Here is a 21,169-nt window from a genome sequence, read left to right on the forward strand (position 1 = left end):
ATCTTTCTTTTACTTACTAATTTCTGACACGTATTAATTGTTGGTAAAAAACACCAACAATGGCTGAATACGTGATTGCGAATAAAATGAAGTAATCCGTTCCTTAAATAACAGATTACTTCGTCGTTGCACTTCTCGTAATGACGTTAACTACTTCACAACCTCAATCCATTTTCCTGTTGTTCGTGTAAAATAATCGTTATCGTACATCGCTTCAGCTTGTAAACCATATAAATAATAGCTTCCTAAATAAGATGCATTTAACAACACTTTAAACGTTTTAGACTGTTGCTTATTTAAATCGAAATAAAAATTAACACGATCATCTCTAAGGTCTGTAAAATTAGTATTTTCTGAAGTTGAACTTCCAAAATCGGTAAAACGCGTATTTACAATTTCCCAACCCGAAGGGAAAATTTGAGTAAGTGCAATATCACGTACTTCTTCTTGTTTTAAATTACTTACAGTAACGTGTGCTTCAAATTCTGTTCCTTGCGTTAATTTAGATACATTAACCAAATTACCTTGCGCATCTTTATAAACTATACTTACTCCTAAACCTCTTTTTTCTGAAATTTCTTGTCCTATTGGTAAAATTCCACCAGTTGAAATAGTTACAAATACCACATTTGCTTGATTATTAGTAATTGAAACCGAATTTTCACCCATAACAATTCCTAAATTTCGTTGCGCAATAGCAAATTTAGAATCAATTTTTTCAACTTTTTTATTGTTTAAAGTATAGTTTAATTTAATTGATTTTCCGCCATTTACCTCAACCATTTTAGCCATAGCTAATAAACTATAAGCTGTAGTTTGTGTACTCATCCAACTATTAGACGACAAACGTTTAGCAATATATTTTGCCAATTCTTTAGCTTCACTATTTCCAGTTAATAGCATTGTTTCCATTGCCATTGCACGATTTCTATCAACAGAACCATATGTATAATAATCGTAATTATTACTTTCAAAATTTATATTTGCCGTATTAGAAATTTTAGTTGCAGCTTCTTTTTGTCCTGCCAAAGCATACGCAGCAGCCAATCGCCATTTTGCATTGTTAGAAAGTTCGCTAAACTCTCGCAATCTGTTCATAGAAGACAAATCTGGATGCCCAGCCAATGCCAAAGTATATAATCTGTACGCTTGCGCTAAATCTGAATTATAATTCTTATAACTTAGGCGCCAATTACGTGCTTCTTGTTTTTGATAACGCAACCAATTTGTTAAAAAAGTTAATGGTAATACATACCCTTTTTTCTCAGCTTCAATCATAAAATGTCCAGCATAACTAGTACCCCAATCGTTTGCGTTATTTTGTCCCATCCAATAACTTAAACCTCCACTTGCGGTTTGAAAATCACCTAATTTTTCGATTCCTTTTTTAATATTTTCCGTGATCTCTTGTTTTTGTTGTAATGGAATATCAAAAATTTCACTTAAAAATAATTGAGGAAACACACCGGAAGTAACTTGCTCTACACAACCGTGTGGATATTGAATTAAATATTGTAATCTACCGGTAAAATCCATTGAAGGTAAAGTTGAAAATTCGATTTCAGCAAAATTACTTCCAACAACTCCAAAGGTTTTAAAATCTACAGTTTTTGTTTCATTTGCAGCCAACTCAAACATATTGCTTTTTATTGAAATTGGATTTGGATTTATTACATCAATTTCAACTTCGTAAGAAGATTTTTCACCATTTCCACTTGCAATAACTTCAATATTACCAATACCTTTTGCTTCTGAAACATCTAATTGAAAATACGCCATTTTTTCATCTGGACTTTCAAAAGTTATATTTTGTGAAGCTGCACCAATAACCTTAATACCTTCAGATAATTTTAGCTTTACTTCAACATTTTTCACCTTATCTTCCATTGCAAAAAGGGTTACTGGAAGTGTTACTTTTTCACCTGGACTTAATTTACGCGGTAATGAGGCCAATACCATTAATGGTTTTCTAACAGGAGTAGTTTCATCAACTTTTCCATAAGCTCCAATTGTGTTATCGGCAGCAATTACCATAGTACGTACCGATCCAATATATTTTGGTAACTGAATTGTATGCGGAGCAGTTTTTCCTTTTGTTAATGTAAAAGGGCCTAAATAACGTACAACCGGTTTAAATCGGTTTGCTTTTTTAGCATTTCCTGCGGCCAATTCAGCATCTCCTCCAATTGCAAAAACTTGTTCAATACTTCCTCCAAAAGCACCAATAACCTCATCAAAAATATCCCAAGTTTTAACACCTAAAGCTTCTTTTGTGTAGAATGAATTCCAAATTTCTGGTGTTTTAAAACGTGTTAAATCTAATAAACCTTCTTCAACAACAGCAATAGTATACGACATACGTTTGCCGTTTTTTTCGCTTACTTTTAATGTGAATTTTTCTTCAGGTTTTAACACTTTTGGCATTGAAATTTCTGGTTCTAAACGCGTATTTGCATCTTCAACCAATAATGGAATTATACCATACAAACGCAAAGGTAAATCGTTTGCAGTACTTGCATGTGGTTGTAATAATGAAATATTTACAAACACATTTGGAGCCATTTTTTTAGTAATTGGAATTTCTATAGTAGTTTCTCCTTTTTGCGTTTTTTGCCATACGGTTTCTAATACTTCTGTTCCATTTTCAATACTAATTAAGGCGCGACCTTCTGTTCCAGATGGAAATGTAATTTTTGCAGTTTCTCCAACATTGTAAGTATCTTTATCTGAGGAAAAAACCAACATTTTTGAAGCTTCAGGATCGTTGGTTGGACGTTTCCACCAATTTTTATAGAAATATGTTGTAGCTCCGGTTGCATGCCCACTTTTTGGATCGATAACACGAATTAAATAGCGTCCACCATCATCATCTTTAATATTTAATTTAAATGTTCCTTTACCACTTGCATTGGTATTAATTTTTAATTTTTTATATGGTTTATGAAAACTACTTCCATTGTATGATGATAAGTTTTCATAAGAAGAGCTCCACCACCAACGCCATTCAATTTTATACACTTCAATAGCTACATTTTTTTGTTGTATTGGTTTTCCTTCGGCAGTAATTGTAGCTATATCAAAAGTTACGTTTTCATCAGTATCATAAGAACTATAAGCCTTTGTTTTTGGTAATTTTAAACCTACAAAAGAATTGTAAGGAGCATAATTTTTAGAAATTACATCCATCGAAAAATCACCACCATTTTCAAAAGCTTTGGTTAAAAAAGCTACTTTTAACATTCCAGGTGCTGTGTTTTCTAAACTTACTTTTTTATTGATAGTTGCTTTTCCTGCTGCATCTACTTTTCCTTCAAAAACTTTAAACTCTTCTGAAAAAAAACTCTTAGTTGGATCGTTAAAAATATAATTTGGAAATTCTTTAGTAAAAGCACTTGAATTGGAAGTGAATTTTGCAGTTACTTCAGCTTTTATATTTTTTGCTGGTGCACCATGCAACCAATTAACTTGTAAATTTCCTTTTATAGCTTTGGTATTTGTAAGCACTTCATCATTAAAATCTATATTTATTTTTAAACGATTTGGCTTAACAGTTTCAACTTTTAATTGTTTATAAAATTTTGCGCCTCCTACTGAAATAGTACTGTTCCAATTTCCTGTTGGATCTGTTGCTGATGTAGGGATGGTAAATTTGTAAAGACCATTTACGTTTTCTTTTGTAATTTGATTATATGCTAATTTTCCTCGAGCATCTGTAACTTCTAATTTTATGGGATGTTCTTTTGGTAATTTGTTTGCATTATCATTTAATACAAATGTTAAGTGAATAGAATCTCCAGGTCTCCAAACACCACGTTCTCCATAGATAAATCCTTTTAAACCTTTTTGTAGTTTTTTACCTGAAACATTGAATTTACTTAACGACAACGAATGACCATCGTCTAATTTTAAATATGTTTTATGTTGATCTTTCGAAATAATTGCAAAATATGCATTATGGTCTATATCTAAAATAGCTATCCCTTGATTGTCGGTAGCTTTTTGTCCAATTTCTTGTTGTTGGTAATTGTATAATACAACCTTTGCCCCCGTAATTGGATTTGTTGTTAAAATATCTGTTACTGCAAAAAAGTAATTATTATTTTCTCCTTTTTTAGCAATTACCCCAATATTTGATGCTAAAATATTAGTTGCAACGGTTCTATCTTCATTTAAAAAATAAGCTTTTTTACACGGATTGTCGCGATCGTTCCAATTGTAATATGTGTTGTTATAACTATAAATTAAATTATCCCAATATTGTTCTTCTCGCTTGTCTAAATCATCTGCACTTGCTGTTGAATTTTCATTACCATCGTTATAATAATCTTCTTCGTAATAAGTTTCATTACTAGTAGCTAATTCTGTTCCATCACATTTATAAAGCGAATATGCAGGTTTTATATCTAGTTCTACTCGGTAAATTGCACCTGGATCGGCTTGTATCATTTTAGCTAAATCTATTGTATAAGCCTTCCATTTTCCAGTATTTTCGAGTTCATTAGAGACTAAAGTAATTGTTTTTTTAGCTACGCGCCTACCCACTCTTTTTATTTGATAACGATTGGTACTTCCTAAGGAATTATCTTGTAAAAATTGCAACACATTATCTTCAAAAATTTTGATAATACGAACATCAACAGCTTTTAAATTAACAGCCTCAAAATTTAATTTTAAATTATTAGAATTTGGTAAAATAACACCGTTTGAAAGCAATCTTACTGCTGGTTTTATTTGTTCAAATGCAATAGTTTCTGAAAAAGATTTTTTTAGTTTATAGCCATCTAAACTAGTAATACCCTGAAATACATCTACTAATACATTACCAACAATACGTTTGTTTGCATATACTTTTAAAATATTACCATTTACTACGTATTTTAAATTTTCAGCATTTTTAATTGCTACCAAACCATTAAAATTTTGTTGCTTTTTTAATGGATCAGAAAAATTTATATTTAAGTGTTGTTCGGGCGATTGAATAACATCTATATTTAAAATTGAAAAATTATTTTTCCCAGGAATTATAAGTGAATTCTCTCCACTATTTTTAACATCAATACTTTTTCCATTCCAAGAAATTAATACCTCAGAGTTGTCTTCAAAACGCTGTACACTATCAATTATAAACATAAACTGTTTACTTACCGAATCTAAACCTTGCCATTTAATTGATAAATTATTGCTGTTTTGCTTTGCAGAAATTAAATTTTTTGCTTTTTCTAAAGTTAGCATATCAGCTGTTTTTAAAACCCCTTCTACGTATTGCCATTCTTTAGAATATGATTGAATACTTGTAGTTCTAACACTAAAATTTTGTTCAATTGTTTTAAATTTAAAGGTATAGGTTTTAAATTCTGAAGGAATATTATTGTAAATTTTACCTAAATTTACTGTAACTGTATATTCTTTATTGGGTTCTAAATTATTTGAAGGTTGAAATAATAAACTTCGTGAATTTACTGCAGCTAATTTTCCACTAATATTTGGTGAAATACTTATAAATTTTTCTGAAACTTCTCCATTAGAAACCCAACCTTCTACCTCTTTTGCCAATTCAATTTTAATAGGTTCAGAAATAGAAACCAACCCAGAAGTAGTATAATTTATATATTCTCTAAATTTAAAAATATTATCTGTTTCACTTTGTGGATTTTTATCTTTACAGGCTATAAAAGCAAGACAAAATATAGTGGAAAAAAGCAAGTGTTTAAGTTTCATTTAGAACGTATTTAAGTGTTTAGCAAATTTAGTATGAAGTTACTAAAAAAGGAATGAGATAAAATTATAATTTCAAATTTTTATTGTATTATTTTTTTATTGGTAATACATAAAAAAATACTGTTATAAAATGGCAAAAACTACCTAACAAAACAAAAATATGAAATATAAAATGGTTGTATTTAATGCGCCTTATACTGTATAGAATAGCACCAACTGTATATGAAATTCCACCTCCTAGCAACCACATTAATCCTTCAATTGGTAAATTTTGAATTAATGGTTTTATTGCAAAAACAATAAGCCACCCCATTAAAACATAAGCTATAGTTGAAATTTTATCGTATTTACCAATATAAAAAAGTTTTAAAATAACACCTGTAATTGCCAACCCCCAAGAAACTCCAAAGATTGTCCAACCAACCCAACCATCTAAAACTACCAAGGTAAAAGGTGTATAAGTACCCGCAATTAAAACATAGATTGATGCGTGATCGAAAATATTTAAGCGATAACGTAATTTTGGCTTTTTAGAATTATGATAAAAAGTTGATGCGGCATATAGTACAATTAAGCTTGCTCCATAAATACTAAAACTAACAATATGCCAAACAGAACCCTCTAAACTTGCAAAAACCACCAGTAATACCAACGCAACTATACTTAAAACCAAACCAAATGCGTGAGAAATTACATTTAATTTTTCTTCCTTTGGGCTGTAATATGTTATGTTATTTAGATCCATTTATACTCAACGAAATTAACAATATTTAAGTATTTTTTAGTTGCTTTTTTACATCAGAAATTAGTTCGTTATAAATTAAATCGAACGTTTTATTTTTTACAATAGCACTTTCTTTTACAGTAAGACCTTCTGTTTTAATAAAATGATGGATTTTTACACGTAATTTACCTGGGCTTCCACTAAAAAACGTGTATGAGAATCGTTTTTTACAATCGTACATGGTAATTGGAACAATTGGTATTTGATGTTCAATAGCTAAACGAAAAGCACCGTTTTTAAAATCTGACAACACTACACTTTCATCATCAGGCACCAACCCTTCAGGAAAAATACATACATCTAAACCGTTACATAATTTTTTTCTAGCTTCATCAAACACCGCCTTTCTGCTTCTAGAATTACTTCTATCAACAATTATACAGGTTCGTTTATAAAAATAACCAAAAATTGGAATTTTGGTAAGCTCTTTTTTACCAACAAAAACAAAGGGATTTTTTGCTAAAGCCAACATTACCATAACGTCAATCATTGAAGTATGGTTTGGACATAACATATAACTTTTTGTATCGTCTTGTATTTCTTCTTTTTGTAACTCAATTTTAAAACCCATAACAAAAAGCAAGGTTCTACCCCAAGCTTGGGCAATTCTAAAAAAAGTTGGATAAAATTTCTCTGAAGAAGTAACTACAAGAAGTACTGGAAAAATAGCAATTATGCTAAATAATACCCAGCCATAAAACCAACAACGCCAAAAAATATAAAATATGTATTTAAATATCTTCATAAGGTTCAAAAGTAAATATTTAAACTAAAAAAGCACTAAAAATTATTATAAACAACAAAATCTTTCTACTTACAGTAATTTAAGTATGCTACTGACAAAATAAATTGAATTCTTCTTTTTAATTTTTAAAAATTAAACTTAATTTTAAGGATTATTAATTTTAAAAAAACCTTAATATGAATTTTTTATATTTTTTAATTATTGGTGCAATAGCTGGATGGTTAGCAGGTAAAATTATGAAAGGCGGTGGATTTGGATTATTTATAAACATTATTTTAGGAATTATCGGAGGAATTGTTGGCGGTTGGGTTTTTGGACTTTTAGGAATTGACTTTGGAGGAGGAATTCTCCCTTCAATTGGTACTTCCGTTGTTGGTGCAGTTATAGTACTATATATTGCTGGCTTATTTAAAAAATAATTTATTTCAATATTTTTTTAAAGTGACTTGTAAGTCGCTTTTTTTATGCAATTGAAATACTTACTTTTGCTACTAAAATAAAATAATAATGTCAAGAATTTTAACAGGAGTTCAAAGTACAGGAACTCCACACTTAGGAAACTTATTAGGTGCAATTATTCCAGCAATTAAAATGGCAAATAATTCTAAAGAAGAATCTTTTTTGTTTATTGCAGATATGCATTCACTTACCCAAATAAAAAACGGGGAAGAATTACGTAATAACACTTATAATGTTGCAGCAACTTGGCTTGCTTTTGGACTAGATGTTGAAAAAAATGTTTTTTATAGACAAAGTGACATTCCTGAAACAACAGAACTTTCTTGGTATTTAAGTTGTTTTTTTCCGTACCAACGGTTAACTCTAGCACACAGTTTTAAAGACAAAGCAGGAAGGTTAGATGATGTAAATGCAGGTTTATTTGAATACCCAATGCTAATGGCTGCAGATATTTTATTATACGATGCTGAAATTGTACCTGTTGGAAAAGATCAGTTACAACATTTAGAAATTACTAGAGATGTAGCAAACAGATTTAACCATCAAATGGGAGACACTTTAATTCCGCCAGAAGCTAAAATCCAAGAAGGATCTATGTGGGTACCAGGAACTGACGGTGGGAAAATGAGCAAATCTAACGGAAATATTATCAATTTATTTTTACCAGATAAACAACTTCGTAAACAAATTATGAAGATTAAAACAGATTCTACACCTTTAGAAGAACCTAAAAATCCAGATACGTGTAATTTATTTGCATTGTATAAATTATTAGCTTCTCCCGAAGAAATTGCTGAAATGAGAGCTAATTATGAAGGTGGAAATTATGGTTACGGACACGCAAAACAAGCTTTTTATGAATTATTAATCAATAAGTTTTCTGAAGAAAGAGCGCGTTACAACTACTATATGGAAAATTTAGATGAAGTTGACAAAGCTTTAGCTATTGGAGCAAAAAAAGCTAAAGTTGTTGCTGCTGAAGTTTTAAAAAGAGTACGCACAAAAATCGGGTATTAAAAAACTATGCAGCAATTAAACACCAAACAACGTCTTTTAAATGTAGATGCTGTAAGGGGTTTTGCCCTGGTATCTATTATGTTACTTCATAACTTAGAGCATTTTGATTTCTTTTTTAAACCAAAAAACTTACCAAATTGGATGATTCAATTGGATCAAACAATTTGGGACAGTACTTTTTTCTTATTTGCTGGTAAATCTTATGCAATGTTTGCCTTTTTATTTGGGGTTACTTTCTTTATTCAAATGAATAACCAAGCCAAAAGAGGAAATGACTTTAGACTGCGATTTGCCTGGAGATTATTGCTTCTTTTTATGTTTGGAATGGTAAACTCAGCATTTTATGAAGGTGATATTTTAACACTTTATGCTTTTGTTGGTTTATTTTTAATTCCGTTTGCTAAACTAAAATCAAAAGTAGTTTTAATAGTAGCATTTCTTTTATTTCTTCAACCTTTTGAAATTGGAAAGCTTATTTACTATTTGCAAAATCCTGGAATTGAGGTTGGAGATCCACAATCTTGGGCATATTTTGGAAAACTAAATGAATATATACCTGAAAGTTCACTAATAGAAACTATTAAAGGGAACCTTACCAACGGTAAAAAAGCTGTTTGGTTATGGAGTTGGGAAAATGGACGATTTTTTCATTTACTTTGTTTATTTATTCTTGGAATGGTAGCTTCAAAAAAGAATTTATTTGTCCTTACAAACAAAAATAAGCGATTTTGGTTGAAGGTTTTTATCGTCTCTATAATACTATTTATTCCATTGTTTTACATTCAAAAAAACCTAATTGGTTCTATTGATGATAAAGCCATAAGAGTAACTGTTAAAGCAATTGAAAAATCATGGACTAACTTTGCTTTTACGTTTGTATTAATGTCTGGATTTTTATTACTTTATTTTTCTAAATTTTGGCAAAAAATATTGAATATTTTCTCTCCAATGGGAAAAATGAGTTTATCTAATTATATTTTTCAAACAATAATTGGTACTACTCTTTACTATGGATTTGGTTTTGGCTTGTACAAATACACCGGTGCAACTTATAGCTTATTAATTGGAATTGTATGTTCTATTATTTTAATAACATTTAGTTCCTGGTGGATGAAAAATCACAAACGTGGTCCTTTAGAACAAATTTGGCATAACTTAACCTGGTTAAATTCTAAAAAATAAGATATTTGTAATAAATATTAGTAAGAGCTATAAAAGTTTTAGATACTTATTTTGAGAAAAGCAACTACCATAGATAAAAAATTAGTGTCTGAAATTTTAGTTTCTGCATTTTCACCTTTAAAAGAAAAAAATTCTATAAACCTTATAGTAAAACAAGACAAAAAAAGAGTTGAACGGATGCAACTATTAATGGAATACTTATTTGAAAGAAGTATTCGTTTTGGAGAAATTTATATTTCTGATAACAATAAAGCTTGTATTTTATTAAAATTTCCACATCAAGAAAAAACCACTTTTAGCACCCTTTTATTAGATGTTAAACTCGCATTTAAATGCATTGGCTTTAAACGTATTTTTAAAGTATTAAAAAGACAGTTAATTGCTGCTAAATACTATCCGAAAGAAAAACACATAAGACCCGTAATTATGGGTATTAAAAAAGAATGTGATGGTAGCGGTACTGCTGCCCGTTTAATGCTAGAAATTAAAAAGCACTTTAAAAACAACCAATTACCAGTAATAATCGATGCAGCTTCTGAAAAAAACGTTAAAATGTATCAGAAATTCGGGTTTAAAATTCAGAAGAAAGAAGACGTTTTAGGTTTTCCAATGTACTTTTTACGATTGAATTAGTGAAAATAAACGCTGGCTAAAAAACATAGAAACCCTTCATTCTAAATTGATCACTGAGCGGAGTCGAAGTGTTTTTATAAAATATCAAAGCTAGCGCTCGTTTTAAACAAGTGCTAAAAATTAAGCAAAACATTAAAATAAATCATAAAAAAAACTTCCACTCTACTCTAATTACTAAGTAAAATGGAAGTTTAATATTTTTTAAAACAACTTTTAAGAGTTGTTATTTATTCAACTACTTTTAATAAAAAATACGTTTTTTTACCGCGTTGTAACAATACAAATTTATCTGTAATTAAGTCTGAAGGTGTAATTACATACCCGTCTTTTACTTTTTCTTTATTTACAGAAATAGAGTTTTCTTTTAAAGCTCTACGTACTTCTCCGTTAGATTTTAAAAATCCGTTTTCGGCAAAAGCAGCAACAATATCCAATCCATTTTCAACTACAGAACGTGAAACTTCTGCTTGTTGAACACCTTCAAATACATCTAAAAATGTTTGCTCATCTAGATTCTTTAAATCTGAAGTAGTAGATTTTCCAAACAATATATTTGAAGCTTTAACAGCATTTTCAAAAGCTTCTCTTCCGTGGGTCATTACAGTTACCTCTTCTCCAATTTTCTTTTGTAAAATACGTAAATGCGGTGCTTGTTTATGTTCTTCAATTAAAGCTTCAATAGTTTCTTTATCTAAAAAAGTAAATATTTTAATATAGTTTTCTGCATCTTCATCTGAAGAATTTAACCAATATTGGTAATATTTGTAAGGTGAAGTTCTGTTGGCATCTAACCACACATTTCCACCAGCAGTTTTACCAAATTTTGTACCATCTGCTTTAGTAATTAACTTACACGTAAGTGCGTAAGCTTTCCCTTGTGCTTTTCTTCTAATTAGCTCAGTTCCGGTAGTAATATTTCCCCATTGATCTGAACCTCCCATTTGAAGCATACAATTTTTTTCTTTGTACAAATGGTAAAAATCGTAGCCTTGAAATAATTGGTATGTAAACTCTGTAAAGCTCATTCCTGCTTCAGAATCTGGAGAGAAACGTTTTTTCACAGAATCTTTAGCCATCATATAGTTTACAGTAATATGTTTACCAACATCACGTACAAATTCGATTAATGAAATTTCTTTCATCCAATCGTAATTATTAACCAATTCTGCTTTATTTTCAATTGTACCTTCAAAATCTAAAAAACGCGCTAATTGTCCTTGTACTCCAGCAACATTTTTAGCTAAAGTAGCTTCATCTAACAAGTTACGTTCATCAGATTTTCCCGAAGGATCTCCAACCATTCCAGTGGCACCACCAACCAATGCTATTGGATAATGACCTGCTTTTTGAAAATGCATTAATATAATAATAGGCACTAAACTTCCAATATGCAACGAGTCTGCAGTAGGATCAAAACCAATATAACCTCTAGTTTTGTTATTTAATAAATATTCTTCTGTATCAGGCATAATATCGTGTAACATGCCTCTCCATTTAAGTTCTTCAACAAAATTCATTTTCAAAATTTTAAATTTCAGCAAAGATAAAATTTTAGTTTGTAGTTCTACCTATTTAGCTTCAATTAATGAAAAAATAATTACATTTATTGTGGTACTGCTAGTATTTTTTTTGTTCCAAAATAGGTTATTACAATTCCAGCTAAAAATAATACCCAATAAGAAAGATTAAAATTTAGGCTTAGTAACCAATTATCATAATTAACATTTGAAACATATAGCATTTGATCAAATAAATTATACAAAAAATGAAGTAAGATAACATACCCTACTTTTTTTGTTTTTATAAAAATTAAACTACTTATTATTCCAAAAATAAAGGTTGGAAATAAATTAAGTGGAGTTTCAATGTGAATAATAGCAAAACATAAACTTGAAACTATTATAGCAACTTTTTCATTATTTTTTTCTACTAATTTTTGCAGTAAAAATTTTCTAAAAAATAGTTCTTCAAAAACAGGTGAAACAATTAAGATTGCTAATAATCGGTACAAATAAATTAGGTTAAATCCATTGAAAGCATTGTAATCAGTAGCATTTTCTGAATACATAAAATAATTCCAAATTCGCTCTAAATCCCATAGTGGTTTGTTTAATAATTGAAAGCCTAAAACAAGTACAATTAAATAAATTACAATTTTAAAATTGTAATTTTTAAAACTCAACGTATTCTTAATATTTAGAGTTGTTTTCCAAAAAAACTTAAACAGTAGCAGATAAGAAATTACAAATGATATTATTATAGTTATTCCAAAGTGTGTTTGTAAATATTGAGGTATTAAATCAGTTTCAAAAAACAAAAAACCAAAGCCTAGTTGGGTTAAACTAAATACAAAAATAAAGAGTAACGTAAGTAAAATGGCTTTAACAACTGTCATTATTTTAAATTAAAACCTCCTATATTTTTTGTGATTTAAGTGTTTTATAAACTTCTTCAAAAATTTGAGGTCTATCGGCTAAAACAATAAGCGTATCTTGTTCTTCAATTATAGTTAAACCATTTGGAATAATATAACTATCATCTCTTTTAATCATAGCAATTATGGCATTTTTAGGAAAGCCTAATTCTACAATTTTTTTATCTACAGCATAACAATCGGACGTTATTAAAAGCTCTTTCATTTCGGCCTTTGGATTTTCTTCCAACAACAAATCGGTTGCATTTAATTTTTTAGCTTTTTCTGGTAATCCAACATGCAACCATTTTGCAATAACAGAAAGTGTAGTTCCTTGAATTAAAATAGAGGTTACCGAAATAAAAAATACAATATTAAAAATCATATTTGCTTTATCAATTCCTGCTAAAAGTGGGTATGTAGCAAACACAATTGGAACAGCTCCACGTAAACCTACCCAAGAAATATAAAATCGTCTTCTCAGCTTCATTTTAAAAAATATAAGACTTAAAAATACGCCAATTGGTCTTGCAATTACAATTAAAAATACTGAAATAAGTAATCCAATACCCATATATGGAATAATTTCAGAAGGAAATACAAGTAGCCCTAATGTAAGGAATAAAACAATTTGCATTAACCAAGCCAAACCATCAAACATTTTTAAAATGGTTTTTTTATGTATTAAATCTTGATTTCCTAAATAAACAGCACATATGTAAATAGAAAGGAATCCGTTACCACCAACAAAATCAGTTGCAGAAAATGTAATAAACATTAACGTAATAACTAAAACAGGGTAAAGTCCTTCAAAATCAAGTTTAATTTTGTTAATAGTATACTTGCTTAATACCCCAAAAGCGATACCTAAAATACCACCTAAAACCATTTGTTGTAAAAACATTGGAATTATAGATAAAAAACTTTGATCTTGATTAACTACCAATGTTAAAAAGGCAATAGTTAATACATAAGCCATTGGATCGTTACTACCACTTTCTAACTCTAAAGTAGGTCTTAAATTTGTTTTTAAGGCCAAACTTTTGGAACGTAAAATAGAAAATACGGCGGCGGCATCTGTTGATGATACTATAGAACCTAACAACAAGCTTTCATAAATAGTAAAATCTGTAATAAACCAAACAAAAGTACCTAAAGAAACTGCCGTTAGTAAAACACCTAATGTTGATAATGCAATTCCTTCCCAAAGAATAGGTTTAACAGCTGTCCAGTTGGTATCTAACCCACCAGAGAATAAAATAAAATTAAGTGATACAATACCTATAAATTGCGCCAATTTTGGATCATTGAAATGGATTCCAGCAATACCATCGGAGCCTGCCAACATTCCAATAGCTAAAAAAAGCAATAAGGTTGGAACGCCAAATTTATAAGAGGTTTTACCTGCAAAAATACTTACAAGCAATAATAATGAGCCAACTAATAATATATTTTCAATCGTTAAATCCATTCGTTTTTAAAGTTTAAATTTTCATTATACAATAACGCTTCATAATTATTCAACATTGAAACTTCTATAGCATATCATCAAAAATAATGTTTTTATTGAAAAACAAACATTATTTGCGCATTATAAATTAAATAAACAACCCAACAAAACTATTAATACAAAAACATTTTTGTTACTTTCGTTTTATGATATTAGTTACAGGTGGAACAGGTTTAGTGGGCTCACATTTATTGTATCAACTTTCTTTAGAAAACAATACAATAAGAGCCATTTATAGAAAAAAAAGCAACTTAGAGGCTGTTAAAAATGTATTCAGCTATTTTTCTACAGATTTTGAAAAATTATTTAAAAAAATTGAATGGGTTGAAGCAGATATTACAGATATTGTTACACTGGAAAAAGCATTTAAAAATATAACCGAAGTCTATCATTCTGCTGCATTGGTTTCTTTTAACCCAAAAGATTATAACAAACTACGTAAAGTTAATATAGAAGGCACTGCTAATATTGTAAACTTATGTATTGAAAATAACATAAAAAAACTTTGTTTTGTTAGTTCTATTGCTGCTGTTGGAAGCTCTATAAATTCTAAACTTATTGATGAATCTAACGAATGGGATATTGAAAAAAGTAATTATGGATATGCCATTTCAAAATATGGTGCTGAAATCGAAGTTTGGCGTGCTTCACAAGAAGGAATTCCTGTGGTAATTGTAAATCCAGGTGTTATTCTAGGTGCTGGTTTTTGGAACACTGGTTCTGGTAATCTTTTCTCTAAAATTTATACCGGGTTTAGGTTTTATTCTGAAGGAATTACAGGTTATGTTTCAGTAAATGATGTTGTAAAGGCAATGGTATTATTAATGAAGAGTGGCGTAAAAAATGAGCGATTTATACTTATTTCTGAAAACATAAGTTATCGAGAAATTTTTAACACTATTGCTTTAAAATTCAACAAGAAAAAACCCACTATTAAAGTAACAAAACTTATGAGTGAAATTGGTTGGCGTTTAGAAATAATAAAGTCTTTATTAACAAACGAACCGCCACTTTTAACAAAACATTCTTCAAAATCTATTCATCAAAAGCGATTCTTTTCTTCTGAAAAAATTAAAAAAACAGTAAATTTTAAATTTGAACCTATTTCAAAAAGTATAGATCATATTTGTAAGTTATTTTTAAAAGATATTTAAGCTTCAACAAAGTAAAATATTACCTTTCTCTTATATCTTCTTTAATAGACTTAACAGTTCTTTTTTTAATGTTATTAATTGAGTCAATAACTTTATTTTTCATAATTTTATCAACATCTACTAGAGAATCTTCCTGCCTTTTTAATTCTTCAAATTTCTTGTTTAATGCACTTAAACGTTCATTTACTTTCAATAAAAGAACATCATATTCATCTACTCTAGAGGTATAATAAAAATTACTTTCTTTAAATTGTGTACTATCTATATTGTACTTTTCGAAAACTAAAGGGTAGTAATTAACTTGACGTTCTAGCTGAAGATTTTTTGTGTTTTTTGCATTATCAGCCAAAAATAGATCTGTTAATAAATCTACCATTTTATCTTCTGGTATTAAATCGTCAGGCTTTTTTAAAATAGTGTTACTAGTACAACTATATATTAAAAAGCTTATAAAAAATATGTATATAAATTTATTCATTTGTTCTATTAAACAATAATCGCTTCCCTTTTATTGTATCGTTAAACTTTCCATTATTGTACATTAGATTTCCATTTACAAAAGTATGTGTAATTTTAGAATAAAACGTTGTTCCTTCAAAAGGCGACCATCCACATTTGTATAAAATATTATCTTTTTTAACTGTCCAAGGAGATGCAATATCTACTAATACCAAATCAGCATAATATCCTTTTTTAATAAATCCTCTTTTTTCAATTTTAAAAATTTTTGCAGGATTATGGCACATTTTTTCAACAACCTTTTCAATAGAAATTTTTCCTTGTCTACATGCTTTTAACATTGCTGGTAAAGCATGTTGCACTAATGGGCCACCACTTGGTGCTTTGGTATATACTTGTTGTTTTTCTTCTAAAGTATGCGGTGCGTGATCTGTAGCAATAACATCAATTCTATCATCTAACAAGGCTTTCCATAAACCCTCTTTATCTTTTTCAGTTTTTACTGCTGGATTCCATTTTATTAATGTTCCTTTAGTTTTGTAATGGCTATCGTCAAAAGTTAAATGATGTACACAAACTTCAGCTGTAATTTGTTTTTTTTCTAAAGGTATTTTATTAGAAAACAATGCTGTTTCTTTAGCTGTTGATAAATGAAAAACATGTAAACGTGCTCCGGTTTTCTTTGCAAGTTCAATTGCTTTTGAAGACGATAAATAACAAGCTTCTTCACTTCTAATTTTAGGATGCATCTCTATTGGAATATCATCTCCATATTCTTTTAAATACGTTTCTAAATTGCTTTTTATAGTAGCTTCATCTTCACAATGTACAGCAATTAACATTTTTGTTGAAGAAAATATTTTTTCTAAAACTTCTTGATTATCCACCAACATATCTCCTGTAGATGAACCTAAAAAAAGTTTAATTCCGGCAACATTTTTAGGATCGGTTTTTAATAATTCTTCCAAATTATTATTTGTACCTCCAAACATAAAAGAATAATTTGCATATGATGACTTTGATGCAATTTCAAATTTATCTTCTAGTAATTTTTGAGTGGTAGCTTGCGGCACCGTATTTGGCATTTCAATAAACGAAGTAATACCACCTGCTACAGCTGCTTTACTTTCGGTTGCTATAGTTGCTTTTTGTGTTAATCCTGGTTCTCTAAAGTGAACTTGATCATCTATTGCTCCAGGAATTAAATATTTACCTTCGGCATCAATTACTATTGTGTCAGAAGATTTTAAACTAATTGAGGTATCAATATCTACAATATACTCACCATCTAGTAATACATCACCTTCTAGTATTGTACCTTCGTTAACAATTTGCGCATTTTTTATAAGTGTTAAACTCATTGTTCTTTTCCTTAAATTTATTTTTTAACTCCTGCAATTTTCATTCTAATAACACCAAAAACAGCTTCGGAAATAATAGATCCGCTCATTTTCGATGTTCCTTTTTTTCTATCTGTAAATATAACTGAAACTTCTTTATGCTTAAATTTTCTTTTCCAAGCTTTAAATTTCATTTCAATTTGAAACGCATATCCTACAAATTTTATTTTATCTAATTGTAAACTTTCTAAAACATTTCGTTTATAACAAACAAAACCTGCTGTGGTATCATAAATAGGTATTTGTGTAATAATTTTAACGTATTTTGAAGCAAAATACGATAAAACGAGTCGTTTTATATCCCAATTTACAACATTAATTTTATTATTTAAATATCTAGAGCCTATTGCAAAATCTGCACCCTCATTAGCACAAGCATTGTACAGTCTTACTAAATCTTTTGGATTATGAGAAAAATCTGCATCCATTTCAATAATATAATCGTAACCTCTATCTAAAGCCCATTTAAAACCATGTATATAAGCGGTACCTAAACCTTGTTTTTCTGTTCTTACTTCTAGAAATAAATTTTTAAACTCTTTCTGTAAATTTTTAACAATAGCTCCTGTTCCATCTGGTGAACTATCGTCAACAATTAAAATATCAAATTGTTTTTCTTGCTGAAAAACAGCGAGAATTATTGCTTCAATATTTTCTTTTTCGTTAAAAGTTGGTATTATTACCAGTGTATTGGCCATATAGATCAATTTTGCAGCAAAGATAAAACAATTAATCACTAATTTTGCGATAAAATAGTAACTTACTTAATGATTGAAGCAGAAAATATAATAAGTCAAAATAATGATTGGATTACAATTATTTTTTTAATAATATTTATACTATTAGCTATTCAAAAAAGTTTATTTGGTAGTAAACTATTTTATACCAGCATCTTTTTTTTTAAAAAAAATAAGTTAGCTAGCAATTTCAATAAAGAAAAAAACATCTTTTTTAATCTTTACCAAATACTTTTTTTTATAATTCAACTTTTAAGTATTTCGTTGTTTTTATACTTTTTAACCGATATTTTAAACATTGAAACCTCTGATAATGAAATAATTCTATATTTAAATATATTATTTGGCGTAGGTTTTTATTTCTTAGCACGCTTTTTAATTGGTATTTTTTTAGCCTTAATATTTAATTTAGAAAAACTACATAAAAAAATATTTTATGAGAAAACAAACATTCTTAATGGGTTGATTTTGTGGATTTTACCATTTTTAATTCTGAGTTCGTATTCCACATACTTTCAACCTGTTTTCTTAAAAATTACATTGGTAATTTTTATGTTTTTAATAATAATTAGATACCTTAATCTAATAATAAATAATAAAAATGAGACATTTAATCACTTGTTTTATTTTATTTTGTACCTTTGCGTCCTTGAAATAGCACCCTTAATAATTATAATAAAGTTAACTATTTAAGCACAAAATTGAAGTTTATGAAAGTGAAAACAATTTTGGTTTCTCAGCCAGCTCCTAAAACCGAAAACTCTCCTTATACCGATTTAATTGAAAAGCAAAAAGTTAAAATTGATTTTGTGCCATTTATACATGTTGAAAGTGTTTCAGCAAAAGAGGTACGTGTTCAAAAAATTGATTTAAGCAACTATACTGCTATTATTTTAACCAGTAGAAATGCAGTTGATCACTTTTTTAGAGTGGCAGAAGAAATGAGATTTACAGTTCCAGATTCAATGAAATATTTTTGTCAATCTGAAGCAGTAGCATATTATTTACAAAAATATGTTGTTTACCGTAAACGTAAAATTTATGTTGGTAAACGTACATTCCCAGAATTATCAACTATTATTAAAAAATATAAAGATGAGAAGTTTTTACTTCCTTCATCTGATAAGTTAAAGGAGATTATACCTGAAACTTTAAATAATCTTGGAATTAATTGGACAAGAGCTATTTTATTTAAAACAGTAGTTAGTGATTTGTCTAATTTAGAAAACGTTTTCTATGATATCTTAGTTTTCTTTTCACCATCTGGGATAGATTCTTTATTTCAAAATTTCCCAAATTTCAAACAAAATAATACCCGAATTGCGGTATTTGGAAATTCAACTGTAAAAGCTGCTAAAAAGGCTGGTTTAGATTGTAATATTCAAGCACCAACGCCTGAAACACCATCAATGACTATGGCGTTAGAAAAATATATAGTAAAGGCAAATAAAAAGTAATTTTTAAACTCCTTTTATTTAATAAAAAAAGCACTCTATTTAATTTAAAAGATTTTAGAGTGCTTTTTTATGCAAATAAATTTGCATAAATATCTTCAACCTTTGCAACCTTTACAATTTTAATTCTATATGATTTTGAGCTTATTTTATTAAATTTTGAGATAAATACTTTAGTAAACCCTAATTTTTCGGCTTCTAAAATACGTTGTTCTACTCTATTTATTGCACGTATTTCACCTGCTAAACCTATTTCAGCTGCAAAACAAAAATCTTGAGGAATTGCTTCATCTTCATTAGAAGATAAAATTGCACTAATTACCGCTAGATCAATTGCTGGATCATCTACCTTAATTCCTCCCGCAATATTTAAGAAAACATCTTTTGCTCCCAATCTAAAACCTGCTCGTTTTTCTAAAACGGCCAATAGCATATTTAACCTTTTAAGATCGTAACCTGTTGCAGAACGCTGCGGAGTACCATAAACAGCTGTACTTACCAAAGCTTGTACTTCTATCATTAAAGAACGCATACCTTCTAAAGTTGCCGCTATTGCAGTACCACTTAAATCATCTTCTTTTTGAGAAATTAATATTTCTGAAGGATTATCTACTTCTCTTAAACCAATGTTTTGCATTTCGTAGATACCTAATTCTGCTGTAGAACCAAAACGATTTTTATTAGCGCGTAAAATTCTATATGTATGATTTCTATCTCCTTCAAATTGTAGTACAACATCTACCATATGCTCCAAAATTTTTGGACCTGCAATGTTTCCATCTTTAGTTATATGCCCTATTAATAATACTGGAGTTGCTGTTTCTTTAGCAAATTTAATAAGCTCTGCTGTAGTTTCTCTAATTTGCGATATGGAGCCTGGTGAAGCTTCAATATATTCGGTATATAATGTTTGAATAGAATCTATTACAACAACTTCTGGCTGTACCTCTTCAATAGCTTTAAAAATATGTTGGGTGTTTGTTTCAGTTAAAATTAAACAATTCGTATTATTAATTTGCAAGCGTTCTGCACGCATTTTAATTTGTGATTGACTTTCTTCACCAGAAACGTATAAAACTTTTTTAGGAATTGCCAATGCAATTTGCAATAATAAGGTAGATTTTCCAATACCTGGCTCCCCTCCTAAAAGCGTCATAGAACCTCTTACCAGTCCACCTCCTAAAACCCTATTTAGTTCGTTATTTCTTGTAGAAATTCGATCTTCTTTATCTAAAACAATTTCATTAATTTTTAAAGCTTTATTACTTTTTTTAACTGCAGGTGTTTGTTTCCAATTTCGCTTTTCTTCCTTTTGAACAACTTCTTCTACAATAGTATTCCACTCGTTACAAGCCTTACATTGCCCTAACCATTTTGCATATTGTGTACCACAATTCTGACAGAAAAAAGTAGTTTTAACTTTTGCCATTATTTATTAGAATTTAAAAAGTAAATATACTCAATGTGTTTAGGTTTTTAAGAAATTAGACACATTTATTTTTTA

17 protein-coding genes are annotated in these 21,169 nt (G+C 29.1%); 7 read left to right on the top strand and 10 right to left on the bottom strand.

All coding sequences use genetic code 11. The annotated features are described in order from the left end of the window. Nucleotides 1-150 precede the first annotated feature (150 nt). The 3 genes from MHL31_RS10100 to MHL31_RS10110 all read right to left on the bottom strand — a co-directional run bounded on the left by MHL31_RS10100 (nucleotide 151) and on the right by MHL31_RS10110 (nucleotide 7,247). Nucleotides 151-5,718 (bottom strand): alpha-2-macroglobulin, encoded by a 5,568-nt coding sequence (locus MHL31_RS10100; RefSeq protein WP_240225831.1) that lies wholly within the window; start codon nucleotides 5,716-5,718, stop codon nucleotides 151-153. 88 nt (nucleotides 5,719-5,806) lie between these two features. Then, nucleotides 5,807-6,463, bottom strand: a complete 657-nt coding sequence (locus MHL31_RS10105; RefSeq protein ID WP_240225832.1) for a hemolysin III family protein — start codon at nucleotides 6,461-6,463, stop codon at nucleotides 5,807-5,809. Nucleotides 6,464-6,488: 25 nt separating this feature from the next. Next, the gene (locus MHL31_RS10110; protein ID WP_240225833.1) at nucleotides 6,489-7,247 is read right to left on the bottom strand and encodes a 1-acyl-sn-glycerol-3-phosphate acyltransferase; all 759 of its coding nucleotides are present in this window, start codon (nucleotides 7,245-7,247) and stop codon (nucleotides 6,489-6,491) included. 176 nt (nucleotides 7,248-7,423) lie between these two features. Between MHL31_RS10110 and MHL31_RS10115 the strand changes: the two genes are divergently transcribed. The 4 genes from MHL31_RS10115 to MHL31_RS10130 all read left to right on the top strand — a co-directional run bounded on the left by MHL31_RS10115 (nucleotide 7,424) and on the right by MHL31_RS10130 (nucleotide 10,538). Beyond that, entirely contained in the window at nucleotides 7,424-7,666 is a 243-nt protein-coding gene (locus MHL31_RS10115; RefSeq protein ID WP_240225834.1) for a GlsB/YeaQ/YmgE family stress response membrane protein, read from the top strand. Nucleotides 7,667-7,754: 88 nt separating this feature from the next. Beyond that, nucleotides 7,755-8,723, top strand: a complete 969-nt coding sequence (trpS, locus tag MHL31_RS10120) for a tryptophan--tRNA ligase (protein ID WP_240225835.1) — start codon at nucleotides 7,755-7,757, stop codon at nucleotides 8,721-8,723. 6 nt (nucleotides 8,724-8,729) lie between these two features. Next, nucleotides 8,730-9,905 carry a DUF418 domain-containing protein gene (locus MHL31_RS10125; protein ID WP_240225836.1) on the top strand — a complete coding sequence of 392 codons (1,176 nt, stop codon included), beginning with the start codon at nucleotides 8,730-8,732 and terminating at the stop codon, nucleotides 9,903-9,905. Nucleotides 9,906-9,956: 51 nt separating this feature from the next. Further along, complete coding sequence (locus tag MHL31_RS10130; RefSeq protein WP_240225837.1) at nucleotides 9,957-10,538, top strand: GNAT family N-acetyltransferase; 582 nt, start codon at nucleotides 9,957-9,959, stop codon at nucleotides 10,536-10,538. Between the two features lie 227 nt (nucleotides 10,539-10,765). On the opposite strand, the gene tyrS is transcribed toward MHL31_RS10130, so the two are convergent. The 3 genes from tyrS to MHL31_RS10145 all read right to left on the bottom strand — a co-directional run bounded on the left by tyrS (nucleotide 10,766) and on the right by MHL31_RS10145 (nucleotide 14,422). Continuing rightward, nucleotides 10,766-12,061 (bottom strand): tyrosine--tRNA ligase, encoded by a 1,296-nt coding sequence (tyrS, locus tag MHL31_RS10135; RefSeq protein ID WP_240225838.1) that lies wholly within the window; start codon nucleotides 12,059-12,061, stop codon nucleotides 10,766-10,768. An 80-nt stretch (nucleotides 12,062-12,141) separates the two neighbouring features. Continuing rightward, a complete protein-coding gene (locus MHL31_RS10140; RefSeq protein WP_240225839.1) occupies nucleotides 12,142-12,933 on the bottom strand; it encodes a CPBP family intramembrane glutamic endopeptidase in 792 nt (263 codons plus the stop codon). A 19-nt stretch (nucleotides 12,934-12,952) separates the two neighbouring features. Then, on the bottom strand, nucleotides 12,953-14,422 hold the full coding sequence (locus tag MHL31_RS10145; RefSeq protein ID WP_240225840.1) for a potassium/proton antiporter: 1,470 nt from the start codon (nucleotides 14,420-14,422) through the stop codon (nucleotides 12,953-12,955). Between the two features lie 185 nt (nucleotides 14,423-14,607). On the opposite strand from MHL31_RS10145, the gene MHL31_RS10150 reads away from it, so the two are divergent. Beyond that, entirely contained in the window at nucleotides 14,608-15,615 is a 1,008-nt protein-coding gene (locus tag MHL31_RS10150; protein ID WP_240225841.1) for an NAD-dependent epimerase/dehydratase family protein, read from the top strand. 19 nt (nucleotides 15,616-15,634) lie between these two features. On the opposite strand, the gene MHL31_RS10155 is transcribed toward MHL31_RS10150, so the two are convergent. Genes MHL31_RS10155 through MHL31_RS10165 form a run of 3 tightly spaced genes read right to left on the bottom strand, consistent with a single transcriptional unit; the run spans nucleotide 15,635 to nucleotide 18,172 of the window. Further along, on the bottom strand, nucleotides 15,635-16,093 hold the full coding sequence (locus MHL31_RS10155) for a DUF4296 domain-containing protein (protein WP_240225842.1): 459 nt from the start codon (nucleotides 16,091-16,093) through the stop codon (nucleotides 15,635-15,637). Beyond that, nucleotides 16,086-17,435: a dihydroorotase gene (locus MHL31_RS10160; RefSeq protein ID WP_240225843.1), complete on the bottom strand. Its 1,350-nt coding sequence runs from the start codon at nucleotides 17,433-17,435 to the stop codon at nucleotides 16,086-16,088. The genes MHL31_RS10155 and MHL31_RS10160 overlap by 8 nt, the downstream gene beginning before the upstream one ends. Before the next feature lie 17 nt (nucleotides 17,436-17,452). Next, nucleotides 17,453-18,172, bottom strand: coding sequence for a polyprenol monophosphomannose synthase (locus MHL31_RS10165; RefSeq protein ID WP_240225844.1), 720 nt, complete (start codon nucleotides 18,170-18,172; stop codon nucleotides 17,453-17,455). A 69-nt stretch (nucleotides 18,173-18,241) separates the two neighbouring features. On the opposite strand from MHL31_RS10165, the gene MHL31_RS10170 reads away from it, so the two are divergent. Continuing rightward, nucleotides 18,242-18,904: a DUF4271 domain-containing protein gene (locus MHL31_RS10170; protein WP_240225845.1), complete on the top strand. Its 663-nt coding sequence runs from the start codon at nucleotides 18,242-18,244 to the stop codon at nucleotides 18,902-18,904. Between the two features lie 17 nt (nucleotides 18,905-18,921). Further along, on the top strand, nucleotides 18,922-19,668 hold the full coding sequence (locus MHL31_RS10175; RefSeq protein ID WP_240225846.1) for a uroporphyrinogen-III synthase: 747 nt from the start codon (nucleotides 18,922-18,924) through the stop codon (nucleotides 19,666-19,668). Nucleotides 19,669-19,735: 67 nt separating this feature from the next. On the opposite strand, the gene radA is transcribed toward MHL31_RS10175, so the two are convergent. Further along, nucleotides 19,736-21,094 (bottom strand): DNA repair protein RadA, encoded by a 1,359-nt coding sequence (gene radA, locus MHL31_RS10180; RefSeq protein WP_240225847.1) that lies wholly within the window; start codon nucleotides 21,092-21,094, stop codon nucleotides 19,736-19,738. Nucleotides 21,095-21,169: the final 75 nt, after the last annotated feature.

The sequence above is a fragment of the Lutibacter sp. A80 genome (assembly GCF_022429645.1).
In the GTDB taxonomy this organism is placed as follows: domain Bacteria; phylum Bacteroidota; class Bacteroidia; order Flavobacteriales; family Flavobacteriaceae; genus Lutibacter.

Coding starts and splice junctions, on each gene's coding strand:
- MHL31_RS10100 (WP_240225831.1), bottom strand. CDS start 5,718: ATGAAACTTAAACACTTGCTTTTTTCCACTATATTTTGTCTTGCTTTT.
- MHL31_RS10105 (WP_240225832.1), bottom strand. CDS start 6,463: ATGGATCTAAATAACATAACATATTACAGCCCAAAGGAAGAAAAATTA.
- MHL31_RS10110 (WP_240225833.1), bottom strand. CDS start 7,247: ATGAAGATATTTAAATACATATTTTATATTTTTTGGCGTTGTTGGTTT.
- MHL31_RS10115 (WP_240225834.1), top strand. CDS start 7,424: ATGAATTTTTTATATTTTTTAATTATTGGTGCAATAGCTGGATGGTTA.
- trpS (WP_240225835.1), top strand. CDS start 7,755: ATGTCAAGAATTTTAACAGGAGTTCAAAGTACAGGAACTCCACACTTA.
- MHL31_RS10125 (WP_240225836.1), top strand. CDS start 8,730: ATGCAGCAATTAAACACCAAACAACGTCTTTTAAATGTAGATGCTGTA.
- MHL31_RS10140 (WP_240225839.1), bottom strand. CDS start 12,933: ATGACAGTTGTTAAAGCCATTTTACTTACGTTACTCTTTATTTTTGTA.
- MHL31_RS10145 (WP_240225840.1), bottom strand. CDS start 14,422: ATGGATTTAACGATTGAAAATATATTATTAGTTGGCTCATTATTATTG.
- MHL31_RS10150 (WP_240225841.1), top strand. CDS start 14,608: ATGATATTAGTTACAGGTGGAACAGGTTTAGTGGGCTCACATTTATTG.
- MHL31_RS10155 (WP_240225842.1), bottom strand. CDS start 16,093: ATGAATAAATTTATATACATATTTTTTATAAGCTTTTTAATATATAGT.
- MHL31_RS10160 (WP_240225843.1), bottom strand. CDS start 17,435: ATGAGTTTAACACTTATAAAAAATGCGCAAATTGTTAACGAAGGTACA.
- MHL31_RS10165 (WP_240225844.1), bottom strand. CDS start 18,172: ATGGCCAATACACTGGTAATAATACCAACTTTTAACGAAAAAGAAAAT.
- MHL31_RS10170 (WP_240225845.1), top strand. CDS start 18,242: ATGATTGAAGCAGAAAATATAATAAGTCAAAATAATGATTGGATTACA.
- MHL31_RS10175 (WP_240225846.1), top strand. CDS start 18,922: ATGAAAGTGAAAACAATTTTGGTTTCTCAGCCAGCTCCTAAAACCGAA.
- radA (WP_240225847.1), bottom strand. CDS start 21,094: ATGGCAAAAGTTAAAACTACTTTTTTCTGTCAGAATTGTGGTACACAA.